This window comes from Streptomyces pacificus, assembly GCF_011766325.1.
Taxonomy (GTDB): Bacteria; Actinomycetota; Actinomycetes; order Streptomycetales; family Streptomycetaceae; genus Streptomyces; species Streptomyces pacificus.
On record NZ_BLLG01000027.1, the window covers coordinates 13,828 to 36,708 of the forward strand.

Here is a 22,881-nt window from a genome sequence, read left to right on the forward strand (position 1 = left end):
CCCGACCGGCGCCCTGTCCGTCTGCGGCCTGGAGGCGGTCGGGGCGACAGTCGCGGCAGCCGTCGCTGCAGTGCCCCCCGGTGGCGTCACCGGGGGGGGCACGCAGCAGCTGCCGGCGCTTGGCAGCGCCGCCCCGCAGGCGGTGGAGGCCCTACGCACCGGGCCTGCCCGCCTCTCGGGCCAGTTGCCTGGGGATGCTCGATCAGATCAGTTCCTTGATCCTGGCGCCCGTACCGTCGCCGATGTGCGGCCACATCGCGATGTCGGACCGGTCGGCGAACTGGTAGGAGCCCGGCGGGCGCCCCGCAGGCCGCCCGGCCCGTCACAGGACCGTCATCGGCCCGTCATCGGACCGCCGGCGGATTGCGCGGAAGCGCGACCGTCACCCGCAGTCCGCGGGGCTCGTTGCGCGTGTACGCGATCGAACCGCCGCCCGCGGAGAGCAGCGCGCGCGTGATGGAGAGTCCGAGGCCCGAGCCCTTCACGTTCTGGTGGCGGCCGCTGCGCCAGAAGCGGTCGCCGACCCGGGTGAGCTCCTCGTCGGTGAGCCCGGGTCCGCCGTCGGCCACCACGATCGTGGAGATCTTGCCGTCCGCCGAGGCGGTGACCGTGACCTGTTCCCCCTTCGGTGTGAACTTCAGCGCGTTGTCGATCACGGCGTCCAGTGCGCTGGAGAGCGCGATCGGGTCGGCCCAGGCGGTGACCGCCGGCCCGTGGCCGCTGAGCCGCACCCCCTTCTTCTCCGCGAGCGGCCGCCAGGCCGCCACCCGCTCGGCGGCCAGCTCACCGATGTCGGTGAGCCGGATGTCGGCGGAGGCGTGTTCGGCGAGTGCCAGGTCCAGCAGGTCGTCGAGGACCCGGGCGAGCCGCTTGCCCTCCGTGCGCACCGAGGCGATCTCCTCGTTGCCCTCGGGCAGCTCGAGCGCGAGGAGTTCGATCCTCAGCAGCAGTGCGGCGAGGGGGTTCCGGAGCTGGTGTGAGGCGTCGGCGACGAAGGCGCGCTGCTGCTCCAGCACCAGCTCGACGTTGTCGGCCATCTCGTTGAACGAACGGGCCAGTCGCCGGAGTTCCGGTGGGCCGCCGGCCGCGGCGACCCGGGAGTTCATCCGGCCGGTCGCTATGCCGTGGGTGGCGGCGTCGAGAACGCGCACCGGCCTCAGCACCCACCCGGTGAGCCGGAACGCGGCGCCCACGGCGAGCAGCATCGCCGCGGACTCACCGGCCGCGATGAGCAGCCAGCCGCGCAGGATGCGGGAGCGCAGCTGCCCGGTGGGCGAGTCGGTGACGACGACCGCCACGACGTCGCCGTCGCGCACGACCGGCGAGGCGACCACGATCCGGCCGTCCCGCTGCCACGGCCAGACCTGCGGCGGGTCCTGGCTGCGGCGGCCGAGCAGGGCCTCGGCGAATGCCTGGGCGCCCACCCCCGCCTCGGGGACCTCCCAGTGCCAGGGGGCCCGGGCCATGGCGGCACGGCTGCGGTGGAAGACGCCGGCGTGTATCCCGTACACGTCGTGGTAGCGGGTCAGCTCCTCCTCGAGGGTGGTTCGGCGCTCGGCATGCCCCGTGTCCCCCTCGGTGACGAACTGGGCCTGGGCGGCGAACCGTGCCGTGTCGTCCAGCCGGTCGACCACCACCCGCTGCTGCTCGGCTGCCGCCAGGCTCACCGCGAGCGGGAGTCCAAGAGCCAGCAGGACACCCGCCATGAGGACGATGAGCAGCGGGAGGAGGCGGGTACGCAAGGGGCGCGGGCCTCCTACCCGGCGGGAGCGACGAGGCGGTAGCCGACGCCGCGCACGGTCTCGATGAGGGAGGGCATGCGGAGCTTGGAGCGCAGCGACGCGACATGCACCTCGAGCGTCCGGCCGGTCCCCTCCCAGCTGGTGCGCCACACCTCGCTGATGATCTGCTCACGGCGGAAGACGACCCCGGGCCGCTGCGCGAGCAGCGCCAGCAGGTCGAACTCCTTGCGGGTCAGTGGGACGTCCGCCCCGTCGACGCTGACCCGGCGGGTGGGCAGTTCGATGGTGACCGGGCCGAGCCTGAGCGCGCTGCCGGGGTCCGGCGCGGTCTCCTCGCCGGGGGCGGTACGCCGGCTGACGGCGTGGATGCGGGCGAGCAACTCACCCGTGTCGTAGGGCTTCACCACGTAGTCGTCCGCGCCGAGGTTGAGCCCGTGGATGCGGGAGCGCACGTCCGAGCGCGCGGTGACCATGATCACCGGGGTGCTGGTGAGCTTCCGGATCTTCCCGCACACCTGGTAGCCGTCCTGGTCCGGCAGCCCCAGGTCGAGCAGCACCACCCCGAAGGGCGCCTTTCCCTCGGCGGCCGCCGGCAGCACGGCCTGCAGTGCCTCCTCGCCGTTGCGGGCGTGGGTGACCTGGAAGCCGTGCCGTGCGAGCACCGCGGACAGGGCCGCGGCGACGTGGTCGTCGTCCTCGACGAGCAGCAGTCTCATATGTCCCCCCTCCCGGTGGTGACTCGCATGTGGTTACCAGGGCATAAAGACCGATAGTCCCACCACGCGTCAAGAGGCACACCGGCGACCTGGGCTTCTTCGTTATCCACCCGGTACTCCGACCGACGCCCCGTATACCCAGAGTGTCCGGTTGCGACCGGATCGTTATGCTCAATTTCCGCTCAGATGTAATGACGCTGGTCGCAGCACCTCATTAAGGTCCTCCCAACCGAGGAGGACGGAGCAAGAAGCCGATGAGCGGAGTATCAGTGACCAAGGGCCCCGAGGGCGCCGTGCCGGCCACGACGGACCTGGTCGTACTGAGCAACGTCAACAAGCACTTCGGCGCGCTGCATGTGCTCCAGGACATCGACCTGACGATCGAGCGCGGCGAGGTCGTGGTGGTGATCGGGCCCTCCGGGTCCGGAAAGTCCACGCTGTGCCGCACGATCAACCGTCTGGAGACGATCGACTCCGGTTCGATCACGATCGACGGAAGGCCGCTGCCCGACGAGGGCAGGGCACTGGCCCGGCTGCGTGCCGACGTCGGCATGGTCTTCCAGTCGTTCAACCTCTTCGCCCACAAGACGGTGCTGGAGAACGTCATGCTGGGCCAGCTGAAGGTCCGCAGGACGGACAAGAAGACAGCCGAGGAGAAGGCCCGGGGCCTGCTCGACCGGGTGGGCGTCGGCTCGCAGGCCGACAAGTACCCGGCGCAGCTCTCCGGCGGTCAGCAGCAGCGCGTCGCGATCGCCCGGGCCCTGGCGATGAACCCGAAGGTCATGCTGTTCGACGAGCCCACGTCCGCGCTCGACCCCGAGATGATCAATGAGGTGCTCGAGGTCATGCAGCAGCTGGCACGGGACGGCATGACGATGGTCGTCGTCACCCACGAGATGGGGTTCGCCCGCAGCGCCGCCAACCGCGTCGTCTTCATGGCCGACGGCAGGATCGTCGAGGAGGCCACGCCGGAGGAGTTCTTCAGCAACCCGCGCAGCGAACGGGCCAAGGACTTCCTTTCGAAGATCCTGCACCACTGAACCGCTGAACCGGTCCTTCCCCGGGCACCGTCGACCCGGGGAAAGCTCTGCCGATCGCACACATCACGTCCAACCAAGGGAAGTCCACATGAAGTTCCGCAAGGCCTCCGCCGCCGCAGCGGCCGCCGCCGCTCTCGCCCTCACCGTCACGGCCTGTGGGGGCGACGGCAGCACCGACGACTCCGCGGGAGACGGGAGCGGCACCGGCAAGATCACGGTCGGGATCAAGTTCGACCAGCCCGGCATCGGCCTCAAGGAGCCGGACGGCTCGTTCTCCGGTATGGACGTGGAGGTCGCCAAGTACGTGGCCGGGGAGCTCGGCTACGACGAGAAGTCGATCACCTTCAAGGAGACCAAGAGCGCGGACCGCGAGACCGCGCTGCAGAACGGTGACGTGGACTTCATCATCGCCTCCTACTCGATCAACGACGAGCGGAAGCAGAAGGTCGACTTCGCCGGACCGTACTTCCTGGCGCACCAGGACCTGCTGGTGCGCGCCGACGACACGAGCATCTCCGAGGCCACCGACCTCAACACCAAGAACCTCTGCTCGGTGACCGGTTCCACCTCGGCGCAGAACGTCAAGAACGACTTCGCCAAGGACGCCGGACTCGTCAACCGCGGCGGCTACTCGGAGTGCCTGGGCGCCCTGCAGAACAAGGTCGTGGACGCGCTGACCACCGACGACTCGATCCTTGCCGGATACGCGGCGCAGGACCAGTACAAGGGCAAGTTCAAGCTCGCCGGCCTGAACCTGTCCAACGAGAACTACGGCATCGGCGTCAAGAAGGGCTCGGACCTGACCGCCAAGATCAACGAGGCGCTCGAGAAGATGGTCTCGGACGGCAGCTGGCAGAAGGTCATGGACGAGACCTTCGGCCCGGCGGGCTACGAGTTCGAGCCGGCTCCGAAGATCGGTGAGCTGAAGTAACACCTCCCGGTCGGCCTGACCGGTCATCAGGGGCGCGCGATCGCACGGCCGCGCGCCCCTGCCATCCATACACGCGCGCGGGATGCGGATAGTTCTGTGTTTGATTTCCTTGAAGGCTACGACCTGCTCGGGGCATTCTGGGTGACATTGCAGCTCACGCTGTTGTCCGCCCTGTTTTCCCTGGTCTGGGGAACCGTTCTGGCCGGGATGCGGGTAGGTCCCGTACCGCTGATGCGCGGTTTCGCGACCGCCTACGTCAACATCGTCCGGAACACCCCGCTCACGGTCATCATCGTGTTCACCGCGCTGGGGCTGGCCGATGTGTACGGCGTGACGCTCGGCGCGGGCGACTTCGACTCGCAGTACTTCCGGCTGGCCGTCTTCGGCCTCTCGGCGTACACGGCAGCGTTCGTCTGCGAGGCATTGCGGTCGGGTATCAACACAGTGCCGCTGGGCCAAGCCGAGGCCGCGCGCGCGATCGGGCTGAGCTTCACCCAGGTGCTCACGCTCATAGTGCTGCCCCAGGCCTTCCGTTCGGTCGTCGGACCGCTGGCCAACGTGCTGATCGCGCTCACCAAGAACACCACGGTGGCGGCTGCCATCGGCGTCGCGGAGGCCGCCCTGTTGATGAAGGAAATGATCGAGAACGAAGCACAACTCGTGCTCATCGCCGCAGTGTTCGCGTTCGGCTTCGTGGTGCTGACGATGCCGACGGGCCTGCTGCTGGGCTGGGTCGGCAAGCGCGTGGCGGTGAAGCGATGAGTTCGGTCCTGTACGACACCCCCGGACCGAAGGCCCGGGTCCGCAACATCGCCTACACGGTCGTCTTTCTCGCCCTGCTCATCGCGGGACTGTGGTGGGCGATCGCCCAGCTTGCCGAGAAGGGCCAGCTGGAGTGGGCGCTGTGGGAACCGTTCACCCGTCTCCCGGCGTGGGAGACGTATCTGCTGCCGGGGCTCGCGAACACGCTCAAAGCGGCGGCGCTCTCCATGGTGATCGCCCTGCCGCTGGGTGCGCTCTTCGGAATCGCGCGGCTCTCCGACCACGCGTGGATACGTGTGCCGGCGGGTGCGGTCGTCGAGTTCTTCCGCGCCATCCCGGTGCTGATCCTGATGCTGTTCGCCTTCCAGTTCTACGCGATGAACACAGGCATCAGCAGCGAACAGCGGCCGTTGTACGCCGTGGTCACCGGGCTGGTGCTCTACAACGCGTCGGTGCTGGCCGAGATCGTGCGGGCGGGGATCCTGTCACTGCCCACCGGGCAGACGGAGGCGTCCAAGGCGATCGGCCTGCGCAAGGGCCAGATGATGACGCTGGTGCTGCTGCCCCAGGCCGTGACGGCCATGCTGCCGGCGATCGTCAGCCAGCTCGTCGTCATCGTGAAGGACACCGCCCTCGGCGGCGTGATGTTCGGATTCACCGAGCTGCTGAACTCCCGTCAGACGCTGGCCGCCAACTACGCCAACGTCATTCCGAGCTTCCTCGTGGTCGCGGTGATCTTCGTGTTGCTGAACTTCCTTCTCACGAGCTGCGCGAGCTGGCTGGAACGCAGGGTCCGGCGCGGCAAGAAGTCCAGCGGCCCCCTCGCGCCCACCGAACCCGGTGGCGGTCTGCAGACCGCCGGGGCGGTTCCCGCCAGGGGCGGCAACTCTGAGACCGTCAGCGGCCCTTGACACTCCGGTACGGCCTTCCGACCCGTTCCGCATCCAGCGGGCTCGTCGTCGGGGCCGTCGCCGGTAGCGGCTGTGTCGGGCTGTTGCCTGGTGGCGTCCGCGCCAGATCGACCAGTGCAGCAGCCCGGCCGGGGGCCGTGCCCCGCGAAGTGGTGCGGGTGGTGGGGCGCTCCGCGTTCCGGTTCGAGGTCCGTGCAGGTCTCCATGGAGACGACACCCCGCGCGGTGTCCCGCTCAGGCGGGCCGGACGTCCGATCCTACCGATTCACCGCCGGCGCCCCGCGGACTCCGCCGCCCTGATCCCCTGCACCACCCGGCCGGACGCCATCCGGCCTGGCCGCCATGCCGGGCCACCCACCGGAGTGCCTCGTGGCGTCGCGTAGCACGGGGCCGGCACCAGCCTCGGTCACTGATGACGGGTCGCCGACGGAGTCGGGTGACCTCTCGCTGCCGGTCACCGCCGGCGGACAGCGCAAGGGCCCGGATGTGCTCGGCGGTATCGTGCCTCGCGATGCGAGCCGGCTCGCCTTCCCCCCGTCGCCTCTCCTTCCCCCGGTACTCGGCGGCCTCAACCCGCCCTTCATCGCTTGACGGCGGCAGCGGCAGTGGGTTGCATACGTTCTGTGATCGCGCACCGGGCGCCAACCTGCCCTTTCCCTCTGTTCCCTCCGTCCCGGCAGGTCCCAGGAGCAGCGCCGTGGATCCGGTGATCGTGGTCGGCGCGGGTCCGGTGGGACTCGCCCTCGCCCTCGCCCTCGCCGCGCAGGGCGTTCCCTCCGTGCTCCTCGACGAGGGCGGGGGCGAGGCCAAGGGCGACCCGCGCCCCGCGCGCACGGTCGTCCTGCGCGCCGACACCGCGGCCCTGGCCGAGCGGCTGGGCTGCTCCACGGTGCGCGACGAGGGGTTGCGCTGGGTGGGCTGGCGTGCGCTTCGACGCAAGCAGGAACTGCACCGGGTGGAGTTCCATGGAGAAGATCTACCCGCTCCCGTGCACATTCCGCAGCATGCGCTGACGCGGGGGCTGTGGAACGCCGTGGAAGCCTCCGATCTGGTGCAGGTCGCCGCACACCACCGACTCGACGCGCTGGAACAGGACGGAAGCGGTATCACCGCGCACACACGCGGCCCCGAGGCGACCCGGTGGCGCGGGAGTTTCCTGGTCGGCTGCGACGGGGCCCGCTCGACGGTCAGAAAACTCCTGGGCATCCGCTTCCCCGGCCGGACCGCGGTGGAACGCCACGCCGTCGCGGCCCTGCGCACCGAACTCCCCTGGCCGGGCGAAGGGGTAGTGCACCGGCTGCCACCGTGGCGGGCGGTCGGCGACGAGGTGACCGCCCGCCCTCTGGCCGACGGTGTGTGGCGGCTGGACTGGCTCCTGCCGGGCCGCGGCGAACTGGTCACGCCCGACGCACTGGTCTCACGGGTCCGGGACACCCTGGCCGGCTGGTGCGACGGTCCGCCGCAGTACGACCTCCTCGACACCGGCGTCCACACCCTCCATCATCGGCTGGCCCGGCGCTGGCGGGCGGACCGCGCCTTCCTCACCGGAGACGCGGCGCATCTTCTCGGCGCGGTCGGCACCCAGGGGGTGGACGAGGGGCTGCGCGACGCCGACAACCTGGCGTGGAAACTGGCCCACGCCTGGCGCCACGGCGCCTCCGACCTCCTGCTCGACAGCTACCAGGCCGAACGGCGCACGGCGGTTGCCGCACGGCTGCGGGCTGCTGACCAGTCCCTGCCGATACTGCGCGGCACCGGGGGTCTTCGGAGCTGTCTGCCGGGCGCCTCCCGGGGGCACGGCGCCCTGCTGACGGACGGACACCTCGGGCTCGGTGCACTGGGCGCACCCCCCTCCTATCCGCACTCCCCCCTCACGCCCCAGCACACCGAGAGCCACGCCGCCGTCGCCACGCCTGTGGGCGCTCCGGTGGCGGACGTCGCCGTGACGACTCCCGAAGGATCGACCACCGGGCTTCGGCAGCGGCTGGGCAGAGCCCGGCTGCTGGTGGTGCTGGTCGCCCCCGGCACGGGGGTATGGGACCGGCGCCACTGGGTGACGGCGGGCGTCATGCCGCAGCTCGCCTCGGCGGTGTCGGAACTCCCCACCCGGGCGGAGCTGCTCGTAGCCGAGTCCTACCCGGGTGCGTCAGCGCACACGGTCCTGATGGTGAGACCGGACGGACACCTTGTGGCGGCCTTCGGAGGCGTGCGTCCCGCGGAGCTGTACGCCGCGGCCGACGCGGTGCGCGGGGGTGCGCCCGCGGCCTCAAAGGCCCCTTCCGAGCACGCCGCCGCCCGGCCGGACTGACCTGCCTGCCAGCCAGCCAGCCGTATTGCGTATGCCGGTCGCCCCGCGCGGAGGCACGGCATCCGTGCGGCCGGCCGGCACATCCCGTACCGAACGCGTTGTCGTCAACTTGACCCGGCCCTGAATCGGACGGGCTGCCTGAACCGGAGCCTGGAGCCGTACCGAACACGCACCCTATGAACCGTACGGGCTGCCTGGACCGGCCGGGGTACCGGACCCTACGCGCATCCCCGAACCAAGGGGGCCTACGTCAGAGCAGTCCTGAGAGGTGGAGCGGAGTCGGAGTCCGAGCCGCAACCGGGCGGGGGTCCGGGGCAGTCCTCAGGAGAGGCCGTCCTCCAAGCCGTCCAGTGCCTCGGTGTCCTCACCCTCCTCCTCTAGTGCCCTGCGGACCACCCTCAGGGCCATCCCCTCCGGATACCCCTTGCGGGCGAGCGCGCCCGCAAGGCGGCGGAGCCGCCGATCCCGGTCGAGGCCCCGGGTGGAGCGCAGCTTCCTGGTGACCAGCTCGCGCGCCGTCTCTTCTTCCTGGTCGGCGTCGAGCCGGCCGACCGCCTCCTCGATCAGCCCCGGATCGACGCCTTTGGTGCGCAGTTCACGCGCGAGAGCGCGTCGGGCGAGCCCCCGGCCGTGGTGCCGTGACTCCACCCAGGCACCCGCGAACGCCGCATCGTCGATGAGGCCGACGTCCTCGAAGCGGGACAGCACCACTTCGGCGACGTCGTCCGGGATGTCTCGTCTGCGGAGCGCCTCGGCGAGCTGTCTCCGGGTCCGGGGGGTGCCGGTGAGCAGGCGCAGGCAGATCGCCCTCGCCCTCTCCGCCGGGTCCTGGGGCGGCAGCTCCTCATCGGCCCTCGACGACGCTGAGCTGCCGCCCGTCCCCTGCGCGGTACGCCGCGCGCTCGGATCGGGCACGATGCCGCTCAGCCCTTGGCCGCCGCAGCAGCCCTGCCGGCCTTCGCCGTCTTGGAGGCTGACGCGGGCACCGGCTTGGCGGGGGCTTCGGCGGACGCGGCGGACGCCGTGTCCGCACCGGGCTCGGCCGCCGGAGCCTCGGTGCTGCTCACTCCGACACCCAGCTTCTCCTTGATCTTCTTCTCGATCTCATCGGCGAGGTCGGGGTTGTCCTTCAGGAAGTTGCGCGCATTCTCCTTGCCCTGACCGAGCTGGTCGCCCTCGTAGGTGTACCAGGCGCCGGCCTTGCGTACGAAGCCGTGCTCCACGCCCATGTCGATCAGCCCACCCTCGCGGCTGATGCCCTGGCCGTAGAGGATGTCGAACTCGGCCTGCTTGAAGGGCGGGGCGACCTTGTTCTTGACGACCTTGCAGCGGGTGCGGTTGCCGACGGCCTCGGTGCCGTCCTTCAGGGTCTCGATGCGGCGGATGTCGATACGCACCGAGGCGTAGAACTTCAGGGCACGGCCACCGGTGGTCGTCTCGGGCGAGCCGAACATCACGCCGATCTTCTCGCGGAGCTGGTTGATGAAGATCGCGGTGGTCTTGGACTGGTTGAGCGCGCTGGTGATCTTCCGCAGGGCCTGGCTCATGAGCCGAGCCTGCAGACCCACGTGGGAGTCGCCCATTTCGCCCTCGATCTCCGCTCGCGGTACGAGCGCGGCGACCGAGTCGATGACGATCAGATCGAGCGCGCCGGAGCGAACCAGCATGTCGACGATCTCGAGAGCCTGCTCACCGTTGTCCGGCTGAGAGAGGATGAGGTTGTCGATGTCGACGCCGAGCTTCTTCGCATACTCGGGGTCGAGGGCGTGCTCCGCGTCGACGAAGGCGACCTGGCCGCCCGACTTCTGCGCGTTGGCGACGGCGTGCAGGGTCAGGGTCGTCTTGCCGGAGGACTCCGGCCCGTAGATCTCCACGACACGGCCTCGCGGCAGGCCTCCGACACCCAGCGCGACGTCAAGCGCCGTCGAGCCGGTCGGGATGACCTCGATGGGCTCCTTCGACCGCTCGCCCATGCGCATCACGGCGCCCTTGCCGAACTGTCGTTCAATCTGCGCGAGCGCGGCGTCGAGCGCCTTCTCGCGGTCGGTTCCTGCCATGGGTTCCACCCGGTTTGCTTGAGTCGATCGCTTCACGTCCAAGACGCTAACCCCTGCCTCTGACAACGCGCCCCGACGTCCTCGAGCCTGTGGACAACCCGGCGGGAACCCCGGGACCCCGAGGCCGGACCTCTATAAGAATAGATGTTCGATTTTGGTGTCAAGCGCGTCGCTGCACCGTGCGCCACACCCTGCCCCGGCCCGTCGCGGCACTGCCGCGACGGGCCCCGGCGGCACGCCGGGGCGACCGCCGGGACGCGCCCGGAGCCCGGGCCTTCGGGCGGACGGCCGCGATCCCTGAGGGGGCCCTCAGCCGCCGCCCTTCCTGCCGGCCGCCGCCCCGCCCCTCTTGCCGCGCAGGGCCCGCTGGACCCGGGCCAGTACCACCTCGCCGTGCCTCCGGTGCCCGTGCACACGCGGGTCCTCCGTCACCGTGTACCGCTTCACATAGGCCCCGAGGAAGGCTTGCAGCGTGGCGACGGCCGGGATCGCGATCAGCGCGCCGACGGCACCGAGCAGGGCGGTGCCGGCGATGACCGACCCGAACGCCACCGCAGGATGGATGTCCACGGTCCGGGCGGTGAGCTTCGGCTGCAGTACGTAGTTCTCGAACTGCTGGTAGATCAGCACGAAGCCCAGCACCCACAGCGCATACCAGGGGTTGGTCGTGAAGGCGATGAGCATCGGCAGGGCACCCGCGAGATAGGTGCCGATGGTCGGGATGAACTGCGAGACCAGTCCCACCCACACGGCCAGCGCCGGGGCATAGGGCACATCCAGCATCGCGAGCAGCACGTAGTGGGCGAACCCCGAGATCAGCGCCATCAGGCCGCGCGAGTACAGATATCCGCCGGTCTTGTCGACGGCGATCTCCCACGCCCTCAGCACCTCGGCCTGCTTGGACGGCGGCAGCACCGAGCACAGCGCGCGCCGCAGCCTCGGCCCGTCCGCCGCGAAGTAGAAGGAGAAAAGGAAGATCGTCAGCAGTTTGAACAGACCGCCGAGCACCGTCGCGGAGACATCGAGTACACCGGTCGCGCCGTTCTGCACGTACTTCTGCAGCCAGTCCGAACGCAGCAGGCTGTCCTGGATCGCGACCCTGGACAGTTCGCTGTGGAAGGTCCTGTTGATCCAGTTGATCACCTGGTCCAGGTACTCGGGGAAATCCTCGACCATCTCGACGATCTGACCGGCCAGCATCGAGCCGAGCACCACGACGAAGCCGACACTCGCGGCCAGCACCGCGATGAAGACGAGGAAGGTGGCGATGCCGCGGCGTATGCCGCGGGCCGCCATCCGGCCGACGGCCGGCTCGATCGCGAGCGCCAGGAAGAACGCGATCAGCACATTGACCAACAGACCGATCAGCTGGTGGAAGGCCCAGCTGCCGAGCTGGAAGCACCCGTAGAGGGCCAGCGCCAGCACCATCGCGCGGGGCAGCCAGCGGGGCATCCGGAGCTGTGGGACCGCCGCGCCCGCTGCCCGGCAGTCCCCGCCGCTCCCGCCGCTCCCGTCCGGCGCGGCTGCGGGCGGGGGGACGGCCCCCCGGGCCGGGGCACCTGCCGCGCCACTTCCGGCGCCGCCGTCCGGCCGCCCGGCCTCCGCGTGCCGGGAGGCCGGGCGGTTCTCTTCCTGGGTGGTCCCGTCGTCCGCTGCCACGGAGCAAGTCTCGCCTACCACGGTGGCGCCCGGCGCGGGCCTGTGGACAAGGCGCGGACCACGGGCCGGGGTCGGCACATCGCGGGACCACACGGTCCCCGGAGCGGACCGCGGGACGCAGGGGACCGACCCGGGCCAGGGGCCGGGGCGGGCGCCGGGCCGGAGGGCGGGGCGGGCGCCGGGCCGGAGGGCGGGGCGGGCGCCGGGCCGGAGGGCGGGGCGGGCGCCGGGCCGGAGGGCGGGGCGGGCGCCCGGTCAGCGCCTGTCCGCGGGGATCCCGGCCGCCGCGCACACGCCGCGCCACACGTCCTTCGTCTCCCAGCCGGCCGCCAGCGCCTCGTACACCGTCCGGCCCCCGAGTTCCGCCATCACATGGTCGCGTGCGAAGGAGTCGGCGTAGACCGCACCGAAGTGCTCTTCCATCCGCTCCCAGAAAGTCGTCAGCCGCATGACATCAGTATCCGCCCACCCGAGAGGTCCAGCCCCGTCCGTACGCTGTGCGCGAAGCCCGTTCGCCCCTGTCCGCCGGAGCAGGGCCGGAGCACCTCCGGCACGCGCCGTGCCATACCGTCGCGCGACACGAGCACCGGTCGTCTCCGGCTCTCGTCCACGGCCCCTCGCCCCTCGCCCCGGCTCCGCGGGACGGGGCCGCCGGCTCAGCCCCCGAGAGCCCTTGCCGCCGCGGTGACGGCCACGGCTGCGGCGACCACGACCAGGAGCGGCGCCCGCAGGACCAGCGCCACCGCCGCGGCGGCCAGCCCGGCCGCGCGGGCGTCCAGCACCAGTACACGGCCCGCGCCGAACGTCTGCTGGGCCGTGAGCGCGGCCAGCAGGGCAACCGGGAGCAGGGCGGCGAGCCGCCGGACGAGCGGTCGCTCCAGCGTGCCCGCCGGCACCAGCAGACCGGCCAGTTTGACCAGGTAGCAGGCGGCGGTGGTGACTCCGATGGCGATCCAGGCGTTCAACGGTCCGCCCCCTTCCGCCTGCCGGTCATCCGCCCCTGCCACCAGAGGACGGCGGGCGCCGCCAGTGCCGCGACCAGTACCGGCACTCCGGCGGGCAGCACCGGCAGCAGCCCCAGCCCGAGGGCGACCGCGATCCCCGCGACCACCCGATCGCTCGTCGTGCGCAGCATGGGTGCCAGCAGTGCCAGGAAGACGGCGGGCCCGGCCGCGTCCAGTCCCCAGGCGTTCATGTCGCCCACCGCCTCGGCGCCAAGCGCCCCGAGCAGGGTGGTGAGATTCCACAGCAGATAGAGTGTCAGCCCGGTGACGGTGAAGCCGATACGGGCGGCCCTGCGGGTGGGCTGCGCCAGGGCCACCGCGGTGGTCTCGTCGATGACCCAGTGGGCCGCGAGGGGACGCACGGCGCGGCGCACGGCGAGGAGCTGGGAGAGCCGCAGGCCGTAGAAGGCGTTGCGGGTACCGAGGAAGAAGGCTCCGGCGGCGGCGGTGAACGGGTTGCCGCCCGCGGCCAGCGCCCCGACCAATGCGAACTGCGACGCACCGGTGAAGACGAACAGGCTCAAAGCGCAGGTCTGGGGGACGTCGAGGCCGGCGCCCGCGGCGGTCACACCGAAGGCGAAGCCGGACAGGCCGACGGCGACGCCCACCCCGAGGGCGTCCCGCACCACGGCGGAGTCGGCCTTCTCCGGTACGCCGGTGGTATGAGGCGCCCCGGCCGAGTCCGCCGCACCGGCCGCGGTGCGGCGTTCGACGTCGACGGGTATGTCTGGTGATGCTGTCTGCTCGGACACGTCATGGACGCTACGGGGCCGGACCCATCACGGTCTTGTACGTTCTTGCACGCGGGCGCCGCCTCATCCCTGACCTGACACGCCGCGTCTCCCCGCCGCCGCCCCCCGCGGCCCTCCGCCGTCCGCCTTCCGTCCGGCACCCCTGCCGTGCCCCGAGCCGCCGTACCCGCCTCCGCGCACCGTGAGACCTACCCGCGCCGCAGTGGCCGGCCGCCGCCCGCCCCGACGGAGGACGAGACTGCCGGGGCCCACCGGACTCCCCTTCCCCGCAGGTAGGCCCCCGGGGGCACCCCCACGATCCGTCTGAAGTGCCGGTTCAGGTGGGGCTGATCGGTGAATCCGACCGCGGCGGCCGCCTGCGCGGGAACCACGCCCACATCCAGCAGCCCCCGGGCCCGGCGCACGCGTGCGTCGGTGAGCCAGGTGTGCGGAGGCATCCCGTAGCGGTCGCGGAAGGCCCGCAGCAGGGCGAACGGGCCGGTCCCCAGCTCCGCGGCGAGGCCGTGCAGGGTGGGCGGGTCCGCCATCCGCTCCTCCAGCACCGCCCGGGCGCGCTCGGCATCGCGCGCACCCGCCGTGAGCGGCACGCGGGCCGGGAGGCTGCTCCCGTGGCGGCGCAGCAGCCGCGCCACCATGATCCGCAGCACGCTGTCGGCGGCGAGCGCGTCGCCCTCCTCGGCCGCACGGTGCACTTCGCGGATCAGCAGGGCCGCCCGGGGGTCGTCCACGGCGGTCTCCGCGAAGCCGGCGGTTCCCCTGATCGTCGTGGTCTCCGCCGCTATCTCCGCCACCACCCGGGACGACGGGTAGAGCGTCGAGTACACCCAGCCCTCCGCGACCCCGGCCCGGGCGGTGTGCGGCACCTCAGGATTGATCATCACCACCGTGCCCGGCCCGGCGTGCACCGTGCCGCCCGGCAGCCCGACCTCCTCGAGGCCGTGTGTGATCGTCCCGAAGACGTAGCCCTCGTGGCTGTGGCGGGGGAACGCGTGCCGCACGTAACGGGCCCGGAGCAGGTCGATGCCCGGAAGCCGCTCGTGCTGCCAGTACCGCGCCCACTCGCCCTCGGCCATGTCGATATCCTCGCAGGTCCGGGCGCTTGTCAGTGGGTCGGTGCACGATGGGTGTCATGGCTGGCAGTGCACTCGACACCTTCGCCGCCGCGACCCGCGGCTGGTTCACCGGGGCCTTCAGCGCGCCCACCGCGGCTCAGGAGGGCGCCTGGCGGGCGATCGGCCGCGGCTCCGACGTGCTGGTCGTGGCCCCGACCGGATCCGGGAAGACCCTCGCCGCGTTCCTGGCCGCCCTCGACGGTCTGACGTCCGCCCCGCCACCGGCGGACGCCAAGAAGCGCTGCCGGGTGCTGTACGTGTCGCCGCTGAAGGCCCTCGCGGTCGACGTGGAGCGCAACCTGCGCAGCCCGCTGACCGGTATCCGGCAGGAGGCGGTGCGGCTCGGGCTGCCCGAGCCCGAGGTCCGCGTCGGCATCAGGTCCGGAGACACCCCCGCGGCCGAGCGGCGGGCGCTGGCGACCCGCCCCCCGGACATCCTGATCACCACCCCCGAGTCGCTGTTCCTGATGCTCACCTCGGCCGGCCGCGAGTCGCTGAGCGGCGTCGAGACGGTGATCGTGGACGAGGTGCACGCGGTCGCCGGCACCAAGCGCGGCGCGCACCTGGCGCTGTCTCTGGAGCGCCTGGACGGACTGCTGCCCCGGCCGGCCCGCAGGATCGGCCTCTCGGCGACCGTCCGGCCGGTGGACGAGGTGGCCCGCTATCTGTCGCCGGGGCGCCGGGCGGAGATCGTCCAGCCGCCCTCCGGGAAGGAGTTCGACCTGTCCGTCGTCGTCCCGGTCGAGGACATGGGGGAGCTCGGCGGCTCTCCGGCGTCCGAACCGGACGGCCCCGGAGAGAAGCCGTCGATCTGGCCGCAGGTGGAGGAGCGCATCGCCGATCTGGTGCAGGCCCACCGCTCCACGATCGTCTTCGCGAACTCCCGCCGTCTCGCGGAGCGGCTCTGCAACCGGCTCAACGAGATCGCCTACGAGCGGACCATGGGAAAGCCCCTTCCCGACGGCGCCCCGCCCGCCGAGATCATGGCGCAGTCCGGCGCGGCGCAGGGCGCGCCCCCGCTGCTCGCCCGTGCGCACCACGGCTCGGTCTCCAAGGAGCAGCGCGCACTTGTCGAGGAGGACCTGAAGGCGGGCAGGCTGCCCGCCGTCGTCGCGACGTCCAGCCTGGAGCTGGGCATCGACATGGGCGCGGTGGACCTGGTCGTCCAGGTCGAGTCCCCGCCGTCGGTCGCCTCCGGCCTGCAGCGCGTCGGCCGTGCCGGGCACCAGGTGGGCGCGGTGTCCACGGGTGTCGTCTTCCCCAAGTACCGGGGTGATCTGGTCCAGGCGGCCGTCGTCACCGAGCGGATGCGCACGGGGGCGATCGAATCGCTCCGCGTCCCCGCCAATCCGCTGGACGTGCTGGCCCAGCAGCTCGTCGCCATGGTCGCCCTGGACACCTGGCAGTTCGACGACCTGCTGGCGGTCGTGCGCCGCGCCGCGCCCTTCGCCTCGCTCCCCGAGTCGGCCTTCACGGCCGTGCTGGACATGCTGGCGGGCCGGTACCCGTCCGACGCCTTCGCCGAGCTGCGCCCCCGGGTGGTGTGGGACCGGGTCGCCGGGACGGTCACGGGCCGCCCCGGTGCACAGCGCCTGGCGGTCACCTCGGGTGGCACCATCCCGGACCGCGGGCTGTTCGGCGTCTTCCTCGCCGGTGCGGACCCCCAGAAGGGCGGCGGCAGGGTCGGCGAACTCGACGAGGAGATGGTCTACGAGTCCCGGGTCGGCGACGTCTTCACCCTGGGCACCACGTCCTGGCGGATCGAGGACATCACCCGCGACCGGGTGCTCGTCTCCCCCGCCCCTGGGGCACCCGGCAGGCTGCCGTTCTGGAAGGGCGACCAGCTGGGCCGCCCGCTGGAGCTGGGCAGGGCCGTGGGCGCCTTCCTCCGCGAGATCGGGTCGCTGCCCGAGGAGGACGCCCGGCTGCGGCTGATGACTGCCGGCCTCGACGGCTGGGCGGCCGGGAACGTCCTGTCGTACCTCGACGAACAGCGCCGGGCCTGCGGACATGTGCCCGACGACCGCACCATCGTCGTCGAGCGCTTCCGGGACGAGCTGGGAGACTGGCGGGTCGTGGTGCACTCGCCGTTCGGCGCCCAGGTCCACGCTCCCTGGGCGCTGGCTCTGGGCGCGCGCCTCTCCGAGCGGTACGGCATGGACGCCCAGGTCATGCACGCGGACGACGGGATCGTGCTGCGGCTGCCCGACGCCGACCTGATGGGCCTCGACCTGCTGGACCAGGACCAGGTGCACCCCGACACCTCCTACGACGGCGACCAGGCGCCGGTCGGCGCCGGCGACACCCTGTTCGGCAAGGGCGAGATCGGTCAGATCGTCACCGACCAGGTGGGCGGGTCCGCGCTGTTCGCCTCCCGGTTCCGCGAGTGCGCGGCACGCGCCCTGCTGCTGCCGCGCAGAAACCCCGGCAAGCGGACCCCGCTGTGGCAGCAGCGCCAGCGCGCGGCCCAGCTGCTCCAGGTCGCCAGCGAGTTCGGCTCGTTCCCGATCGTCCTCGAGGCCGTGCGGGAGTGCCTCCAGGACGTCTTCGACGTCCCCGGGCTCGAGGAGCTGATGGGCGACATCGAGTCCCGCAAGGTGCGGCTCGTCGAGGTCACCACCCCCGAGCCCTCCCCCTTCGCACGCTCGCTCCTCTTCGGCTACGTGGCCCAGTTCCTCTACGAGGGCGACTCGCCGCTCGCCGAGCGCCGGGCCGCGGCCCTCTCGCTGGACTCCCGGCTGCTCGCCGAGCTCCTCGGCCGGGCGGAGCTGCGTGAACTGCTCGACGCGGACGTCCTGGACGAGCTGGAGCGGGAACTCCAGTGGCTCACGGACGACCGCAGGGTGAAGGACGTGGAAGGCGTCGCCGACCTGCTGCGGGTCCTCGGGCCGCTGACGACCGGGGAGCTGACCGAGCGCGGAGCCGACCCGGGCTGGCCCGGGGAACTCGCCGGCACCCGCCGCGCCATCCGGGTACGGATCGCCGGTGCGGAGCACTGGGCGGTGGTGGAGGACGCGGGGCGTCTCAGGGACGCACTCGGCACTGCGCTTCCGGTGGGCGTCCCGGAGGCGTTCACCGAGCCGGTGAAGGACCCACTCGGCGATCTGCTGGCCCGTTTCGCCCGCACCCACGGGCCCTTCACCTCGTCGCAGGCAGCAGCGCGATTCGGACTGGGCGCGGCCGTGACGGACGGGGCCCTGCAGCGGCTCGCCGCTGCAGGGCGGGTCGTCCAGGGCGAGTTCCATCCCTCGGGCATCGGCCAGGAGTGGTGCGACGCCACCGTGCTGCGCCGGCTGCGGCGCCGCTCCCTCGCCGTGCTCCGCCAGGAGCTGGAGCCGGTGCCGCCCGCCGCCCTCGCCACCTTCCTGCCCCAGTGGCAGCACCTGGGCGGCACCGGTCTGCGCGGAATCGACGGACTGGCCCGTACCGTCGAGCAGCTCCAGGGAGCCCCCGTGCCCGCCTCCGCGCTGGAAAAGCTGATCCTCCCCTCCCGGGTAGCCGGATACACACCGGGCATGCTGGACGAGCTGACCACGTCAGGCGAGGTGGTGTGGGCCGGAGCCGGAGCCCTGCCGGGCAAGGACGGCTGGGTCTCGCTCTATCACGCGGACGCCGCCCCACTCCTGCTGCCGCAGCCCCACCCGCTGGAGCTGACGGCCCTCCACGAATCGGTGCTGCGCACCCTCGCGGGAGGCTACGGCCTGTTCTTCCGCCACATCGCGGACCAGGTCCGGGCCACCACGCACCCGGAGGTCACCGACCCCCAGCTCGCCGACGCGCTGTGGGAACTCGCCTGGTCCGGGCGGCTGACCAACGACACCCTGGCGCCGCTGCGCTCGCTCCTGGGGTCCGGACGGACGGCGGGCTCCACCGCGCACCGTGCCCGGCGCACGGTCCCGCGCGGCCGGTACGGCTCCTTGACCTCTGCCGCACGGACCGCGTCCCGGAACGGCCCACCCACCGTCTCCGGACGCTGGTCACTGCTGCCCGCGCACGAGCCCGACCCCACGCACCGCGCCCATGCCCTCGCCCGCACACTGCTCGACCGGCATGGTGTCGTCACCAGAGGCGCGGTCGCCGCCGAAGGCGTCGAGGGCGGCTTCTCGGCGACATACCGCATCCTCTCCGTCTTCGAGGACAGCGGGCAGGCCCGGCGCGGCTATGTCGTCGAGGGGCTCGGAGCCGCCCAGTTCGCGATGGACGGGGCGGTGGACCGGCTGCGGGCCGCGGCCGGTGCCCGGGAGCGCGCCGACGGGAACACCGCACCGCGTGCGACGGTCCTGGCCGCCGCCGACCCGGCGAACGTGTACGGGGCCGCGCTGCCCTGGCCCGAGCCGCCGGTCGGCGCGACCCACAAACCGGGCCGCAAGGCGGGCTCACTGGTCGTACTCGTCGACGGGGAACTCACGCTCTACCTGGAGCGGGGCGGCAAGACCTTGCTGTTCTGGCCCTCCGAACCGGACGACCCCGCGCTCCGTGCCGCGGCCGGGGCCCTGGCCGAGGCGGGCGGGGCTGGCATGCTCGGCACGATCACGGTCGAGCGGATCAACGGTGCGCCGGCTCTGACCTCTCCGCTCTCCCGCCCGCTGGAGGAGAGCGGTTTCCACGCCACCCCGCGCGGCCTGCGCATACGGGCCTGACCACGGCCTGACCACGGCCTGACCACGGGCACGCTTCCAGCCGAGGGGCACGGCGGCCGGCGGGTGCCTTCTCTCCAGGGGGCGGGCGCCCGGAGAGAGCGCACCCGTGCGACCGCGGGCCCCGGCCCCTTGCCCGACTGCCGGCGCCGCGCGCAGGAAGGGTCCCGGCAGCGCTAAGGGCGGGCACCGGTCCTCTCGCGCCACCGGTCGGAGGAGGCTCGGGCAGGCCCGCCCGCACGCCGGGGCTTCGCCATCAGCGGCCGGAACGGCCGTATCCCCGGCCCGGCCGCCATGAGGCCGGAACGCCATGAGGCCGGAACGCGCATCATGGAGGCATGCCCGAAGGAGACACTGTCTGGCGGACTGCCCGAAAGCTCCACACCGCGCTGGCGGGATGGACGCTGACCCGCTCCGAACTCAGGGTTCCCCGCTTCGCCACCGCCGATCTCACCGGCCGGGAGGTGCTGGACGTCACCGCGCGAGGGAAGCACCTGCTCACCCGTATCGAAGGTGGGCTCACCCTGCACTCCCATCTCCGGATGGACGGCTCCTGGCGGGTCTTCCCCGGTGGCGGGTGCCGGCTCGGCGGACCGAACCACCAGATCCGGGCCGTACTCGGCAACACCGGGCACACCGCCGTGGGATACCGCCTGCCCGTGCTGGAACTGCTGCGCACGCGAGACGAGGAGAAGGCGGTGGGGCATCTCGGGCCGGATCTGCTGGGTCCGGACTGGGATCCGGACGCTGCCGTGCGCAACCTGCTGGCCGACCCGGCACGACCGATCGGCGAGGCCCTGCTGGACCAGCGCAACCTCGCGGGCATCGGCAATGTCTACAAGTCGGAGCTGGCCTTCCTGGCCGGGGTCACTCCCTGGCTCCCGGTCGGCGACCTGCCTCCGGACCTTCCCGAGCGCCTGGTCGCAACGGCCCGGCGTCTGCTGGAGACCAACAAGGAGACCTTCGACCGGCGCACCACCCCCGGTGGAAGCGTCGGCGGCCGCGGAGGCGACCGGCGAGAGAACCCCCTGCGCCCGGGCGAGCAGCGCCTCTTCGTGTACGGGCGGCGGGGTCACCCGTGCCTGCGCTGCGGCACCGCGATCCGCAGGGCCGGCCGGGACGACCGGGTCTCCTACTGGTGCCCGGGGTGCCAGTCCGGTCCCGCGGACTGACGCCCCATCATCGCGCTGTCGGTTCCGCCGCACGGCGTCGCCACCGCTGCCCTCCCGGAGCGCGACGGGGAGGACGGCGGATGCCCCGGAAGCGGCCAGGGCCGCCTTGCCCCGTCTCTTCACCGCGCACCGGCGATGGACGGAGATTCGGATGTCGGCCCACGCTCCGGTCAGGGCCTCCACCGGGTACGGCCAGGACACGACCGTCACACGACCGCCGCGCGTTCGGGGTCCCGTGGGCCGCGGCGCGTCCGCCAGCAGGGCCGCGGAGGCATCACCACCACCGTCGACCCACCGAGGCGGGTATCACCGCACGCTCACCGCGTGCTGTGCAAACCGGCCGGGCAGGCGCGTTCCAGCGCCGCCGCAGGCCGGGCCCGCGCCCCGGGCCAGGCCGGTACCCACCCGCCCCAGGGCAGCTACCGGCGTGCGCTCCCACAGAGGGGGCGGAGGCGGTCATGGCCGGGTTCCCAGCGCTCGGACGGGGCGGCGAGACGCGGACACGCGCCGCTCGGCGCGATACCGCGCCCCGCCTCCGACCGCCGTCGTTCACGGCGTGCCGTACCCTCCGGCCGAACGGGGGCGTCGCGAGGCCCTGGTAGCCGTGTTCGCCCCCCCGGCCCCACGGGCGTCCCCGGTCCGCGACGCCACGTGCACCGGCAGCAGGCTGAGCCCCCACCCGCCTGCCGCCACTGCCCCCTCGACGAGCCCCGCGTGCTCCGGCACCAGCACCAGCCGCAGCACGGCCCACCACCACGTAGCGCCCAGCGCGAGCGCCGGCAGCAGGACCCATCGCCTCTCCATGGCCGCCTCCTCCGGTCGACGCTAGACCGGACGGATCACGCGGCGGGAGGGCGCACCGGTTGCATACCCGGCGCGCTCGCAGCATCCGCGCCTGGCGCCCCTGGGGGCCGTGCCCCGGACCGTGCGCCCCCGCAGCCGTCCCGGCGCGATGTCCGCCCCGGCCGCGGCAGCGGCCCCGGAGGAGGCTCCGGAGGAGGCTCCGGATATACCCACGGCTAGACGCTCTCTGCCTGGAACATCCAGGCGTGCTTCTCGAGATCGGCCGTGAGCGCGATAAGGATGTCCTGGCTCACCGGATCCGGCTCGTCGGTGATCCGGATACGCTCCCGCATCCGGTCGATCACCGCGGACAGCGACTTGACCATGGTGCTGACGACGTCCGAGTCCTGGATCCAGCCGTCCGGGACCTTCCCGATGGCGCTCGCGGACGCGACGCTCTCGGCACGGCCGTCGGGGGCGACCCCGATGGCGGAAGCGCGCTCGGCCACGGTGTCGGAGTGCATCCGCGCCGTGGTCACGACCTCGTCCAGCTGCAGATGCACCGAGCGGAAGCGGGGCCCGACCACGTTCCAGTGCACCTGCTTGGCCACGAGCGCAAGATCGATCAGATCGACCAGGGCGCCCTGGAGGGCCTCGCCCGTGACCTTGCGCGCGTCCTCGGGCAGGATGCTCTTCACCGCACACATAGTGACCTCCGTTCGACGGCACCGTTCTCCACCATGACACATATGGAATAAAACGGTTATTCGGGGATGAGAGAAGCCCCGGTCGGGTACCCACCCGACCGGGGCTCACACCTGGAGATCAGGCGGCGACGACGTCCACTGCTTCCGTCGGCGCCTTGATGGTCACCCGTTCCGTCGGCACGCCCGCGACCGATGTCACGGACACGGAGTTCAGCGGACGCACCGGCGCGGACACCGGCCCGCTCGCCGCCGACTCCGCCAGCTCGGCGAGCGACAGCTCATCGCTGACTTCACGCATGAGCTCGGACATCCGTACGTCAAGCGCGTCGCAGATGGCGGAGAGCAGCTCGGAGGAAGCCTCCTTCTGCCCCCGCTCCACCTCGGAGAGATAGCCGAGAGAGACTCGGGCGGACGAGGAGACTTCGCGCAGAGTACGGCCCTGGCGCTGGCGCTGCCGACGCAGCACGTCACCCAGCAGGCGACGGAGCAGAATCATCGGTGGCTCCCTCCTCGGACCGCGTAGCCGCATCCTTCACGCCCCACCGTACCGCCTCGCGCCGCGGCCGTGCGGGGAGCGATGTCGTGTTC

The 22,881-nt window shown here is 72.1% G+C and carries 18 protein-coding genes and 1 pseudogene; 7 read left to right on the forward strand and 12 right to left on the reverse strand.

The features are described from left to right. Positions 1 to 344: 344 nt before the first annotated feature. Complete coding sequence (locus tag SCWH03_RS26795; protein WP_173267284.1) at positions 345 to 1,742, reverse strand: sensor histidine kinase; 1,398 nt, start codon at positions 1,740 to 1,742, stop codon at positions 345 to 347. 14 nt (positions 1,743 to 1,756) lie between these two features. After that, positions 1,757 to 2,458, reverse strand: a complete 702-nt coding sequence (locus SCWH03_RS26800) for a response regulator transcription factor (RefSeq protein ID WP_173267285.1) — start codon at positions 2,456 to 2,458, stop codon at positions 1,757 to 1,759. Between the two features lie 254 nt (positions 2,459 to 2,712). Between SCWH03_RS26800 and SCWH03_RS26805 the strand changes: the two genes are divergently transcribed. The 5 genes from SCWH03_RS26805 (at position 2,713) to SCWH03_RS26825 (ending at position 8,410) form a co-directional block, all read left to right on the forward strand. After that, a complete protein-coding gene (locus SCWH03_RS26805) occupies positions 2,713 to 3,498 on the forward strand; it encodes an amino acid ABC transporter ATP-binding protein (protein WP_173267286.1) in 786 nt (261 codons plus the stop codon). Positions 3,499 to 3,586: 88 nt separating this feature from the next. Next, positions 3,587 to 4,429: a glutamate ABC transporter substrate-binding protein gene (locus SCWH03_RS26810; protein WP_173267287.1), complete on the forward strand. Its 843-nt coding sequence runs from the start codon at positions 3,587 to 3,589 to the stop codon at positions 4,427 to 4,429. A 96-nt stretch (positions 4,430 to 4,525) separates the two neighbouring features. Then, positions 4,526 to 5,191, forward strand: coding sequence for an amino acid ABC transporter permease (locus tag SCWH03_RS26815; protein ID WP_173267288.1), 666 nt, complete (start codon positions 4,526 to 4,528; stop codon positions 5,189 to 5,191). After that, positions 5,188 to 6,102: an amino acid ABC transporter permease gene (locus tag SCWH03_RS26820; RefSeq protein WP_173267289.1), complete on the forward strand. Its 915-nt coding sequence runs from the start codon at positions 5,188 to 5,190 to the stop codon at positions 6,100 to 6,102. Before SCWH03_RS26815 ends, SCWH03_RS26820 begins: the two co-directional genes overlap by 4 nt. A gap of 697 nt (positions 6,103 to 6,799) precedes the next feature. Beyond that, a complete protein-coding gene (locus SCWH03_RS26825) occupies positions 6,800 to 8,410 on the forward strand; it encodes an FAD-dependent monooxygenase (protein ID WP_173267290.1) in 1,611 nt (536 codons plus the stop codon). 321 nt (positions 8,411 to 8,731) lie between these two features. On the opposite strand, the pseudogene recX reads toward SCWH03_RS26825, so the two are convergent. From recX to SCWH03_RS26860, 7 genes and pseudogenes are all read right to left on the reverse strand, one after another. Continuing rightward, positions 8,732 to 9,439 (reverse strand): annotated as a pseudogene (recX, locus tag SCWH03_RS26830) (recombination regulator RecX); the annotation flags it as partial. Next, positions 9,334 to 10,467, reverse strand: coding sequence for a recombinase RecA (gene recA, locus SCWH03_RS26835; protein WP_173267291.1), 1,134 nt, complete (start codon positions 10,465 to 10,467; stop codon positions 9,334 to 9,336). The gene recA and the pseudogene recX, both read right to left, overlap by 106 nt. Positions 10,468 to 10,776: 309 nt before the next feature. Then, the gene (locus SCWH03_RS26840) at positions 10,777 to 11,919 is read right to left on the reverse strand and encodes an AI-2E family transporter (protein ID WP_173267293.1); all 1,143 of its coding nucleotides are present in this window, start codon (positions 11,917 to 11,919) and stop codon (positions 10,777 to 10,779) included. 462 nt (positions 11,920 to 12,381) lie between these two features. After that, positions 12,382 to 12,576 (reverse strand): DUF3046 domain-containing protein, encoded by a 195-nt coding sequence (locus tag SCWH03_RS26845; RefSeq protein ID WP_173267295.1) that lies wholly within the window; start codon positions 12,574 to 12,576, stop codon positions 12,382 to 12,384. Positions 12,577 to 12,782: 206 nt separating this feature from the next. Beyond that, the gene (locus SCWH03_RS26850; protein WP_173267297.1) at positions 12,783 to 13,091 is read right to left on the reverse strand and encodes an AzlD domain-containing protein; all 309 of its coding nucleotides are present in this window, start codon (positions 13,089 to 13,091) and stop codon (positions 12,783 to 12,785) included. Next, entirely contained in the window at positions 13,088 to 13,882 is a 795-nt protein-coding gene (locus SCWH03_RS26855) for an AzlC family ABC transporter permease (protein WP_371872788.1), read from the reverse strand. The genes SCWH03_RS26850 and SCWH03_RS26855 overlap by 4 nt, the downstream gene beginning before the upstream one ends. Before the next feature lie 188 nt (positions 13,883 to 14,070). Continuing rightward, positions 14,071 to 14,955 carry an AraC family transcriptional regulator gene (locus SCWH03_RS26860; protein WP_254077054.1) on the reverse strand — a complete coding sequence of 295 codons (885 nt, stop codon included), beginning with the start codon at positions 14,953 to 14,955 and terminating at the stop codon, positions 14,071 to 14,073. A gap of 56 nt (positions 14,956 to 15,011) precedes the next feature. On the opposite strand from SCWH03_RS26860, the gene SCWH03_RS26865 reads away from it, so the two are divergent. Both SCWH03_RS26865 and SCWH03_RS26870 read left to right on the forward strand, forming a co-directional pair. Then, positions 15,012 to 19,634 carry an ATP-dependent helicase gene (locus tag SCWH03_RS26865; protein ID WP_173267299.1) on the forward strand — a complete coding sequence of 1,541 codons (4,623 nt, stop codon included), beginning with the start codon at positions 15,012 to 15,014 and terminating at the stop codon, positions 19,632 to 19,634. 335 nt (positions 19,635 to 19,969) lie between these two features. Further along, on the forward strand, positions 19,970 to 20,803 hold the full coding sequence (locus tag SCWH03_RS26870; RefSeq protein ID WP_173267301.1) for an Fpg/Nei family DNA glycosylase: 834 nt from the start codon (positions 19,970 to 19,972) through the stop codon (positions 20,801 to 20,803). 549 nt (positions 20,804 to 21,352) lie between these two features. On the opposite strand, the gene SCWH03_RS26875 is transcribed toward SCWH03_RS26870, so the two are convergent. The 3 genes from SCWH03_RS26875 to SCWH03_RS26885 all read right to left on the reverse strand — a co-directional run bounded on the left by SCWH03_RS26875 (position 21,353) and on the right by SCWH03_RS26885 (position 22,789). After that, positions 21,353 to 21,607, reverse strand: coding sequence for a hypothetical protein (locus tag SCWH03_RS26875; RefSeq protein WP_173267302.1), 255 nt, complete (start codon positions 21,605 to 21,607; stop codon positions 21,353 to 21,355). A 215-nt stretch (positions 21,608 to 21,822) separates the two neighbouring features. Beyond that, positions 21,823 to 22,293, reverse strand: a complete 471-nt coding sequence (locus SCWH03_RS26880) for a Dps family protein (protein WP_173267304.1) — start codon at positions 22,291 to 22,293, stop codon at positions 21,823 to 21,825. 118 nt (positions 22,294 to 22,411) lie between these two features. After that, a complete protein-coding gene (locus tag SCWH03_RS26885) occupies positions 22,412 to 22,789 on the reverse strand; it encodes a helix-turn-helix domain-containing protein (RefSeq protein ID WP_173267306.1) in 378 nt (125 codons plus the stop codon). Between the last annotated feature and the right edge of the window lie 92 nt (positions 22,790 to 22,881).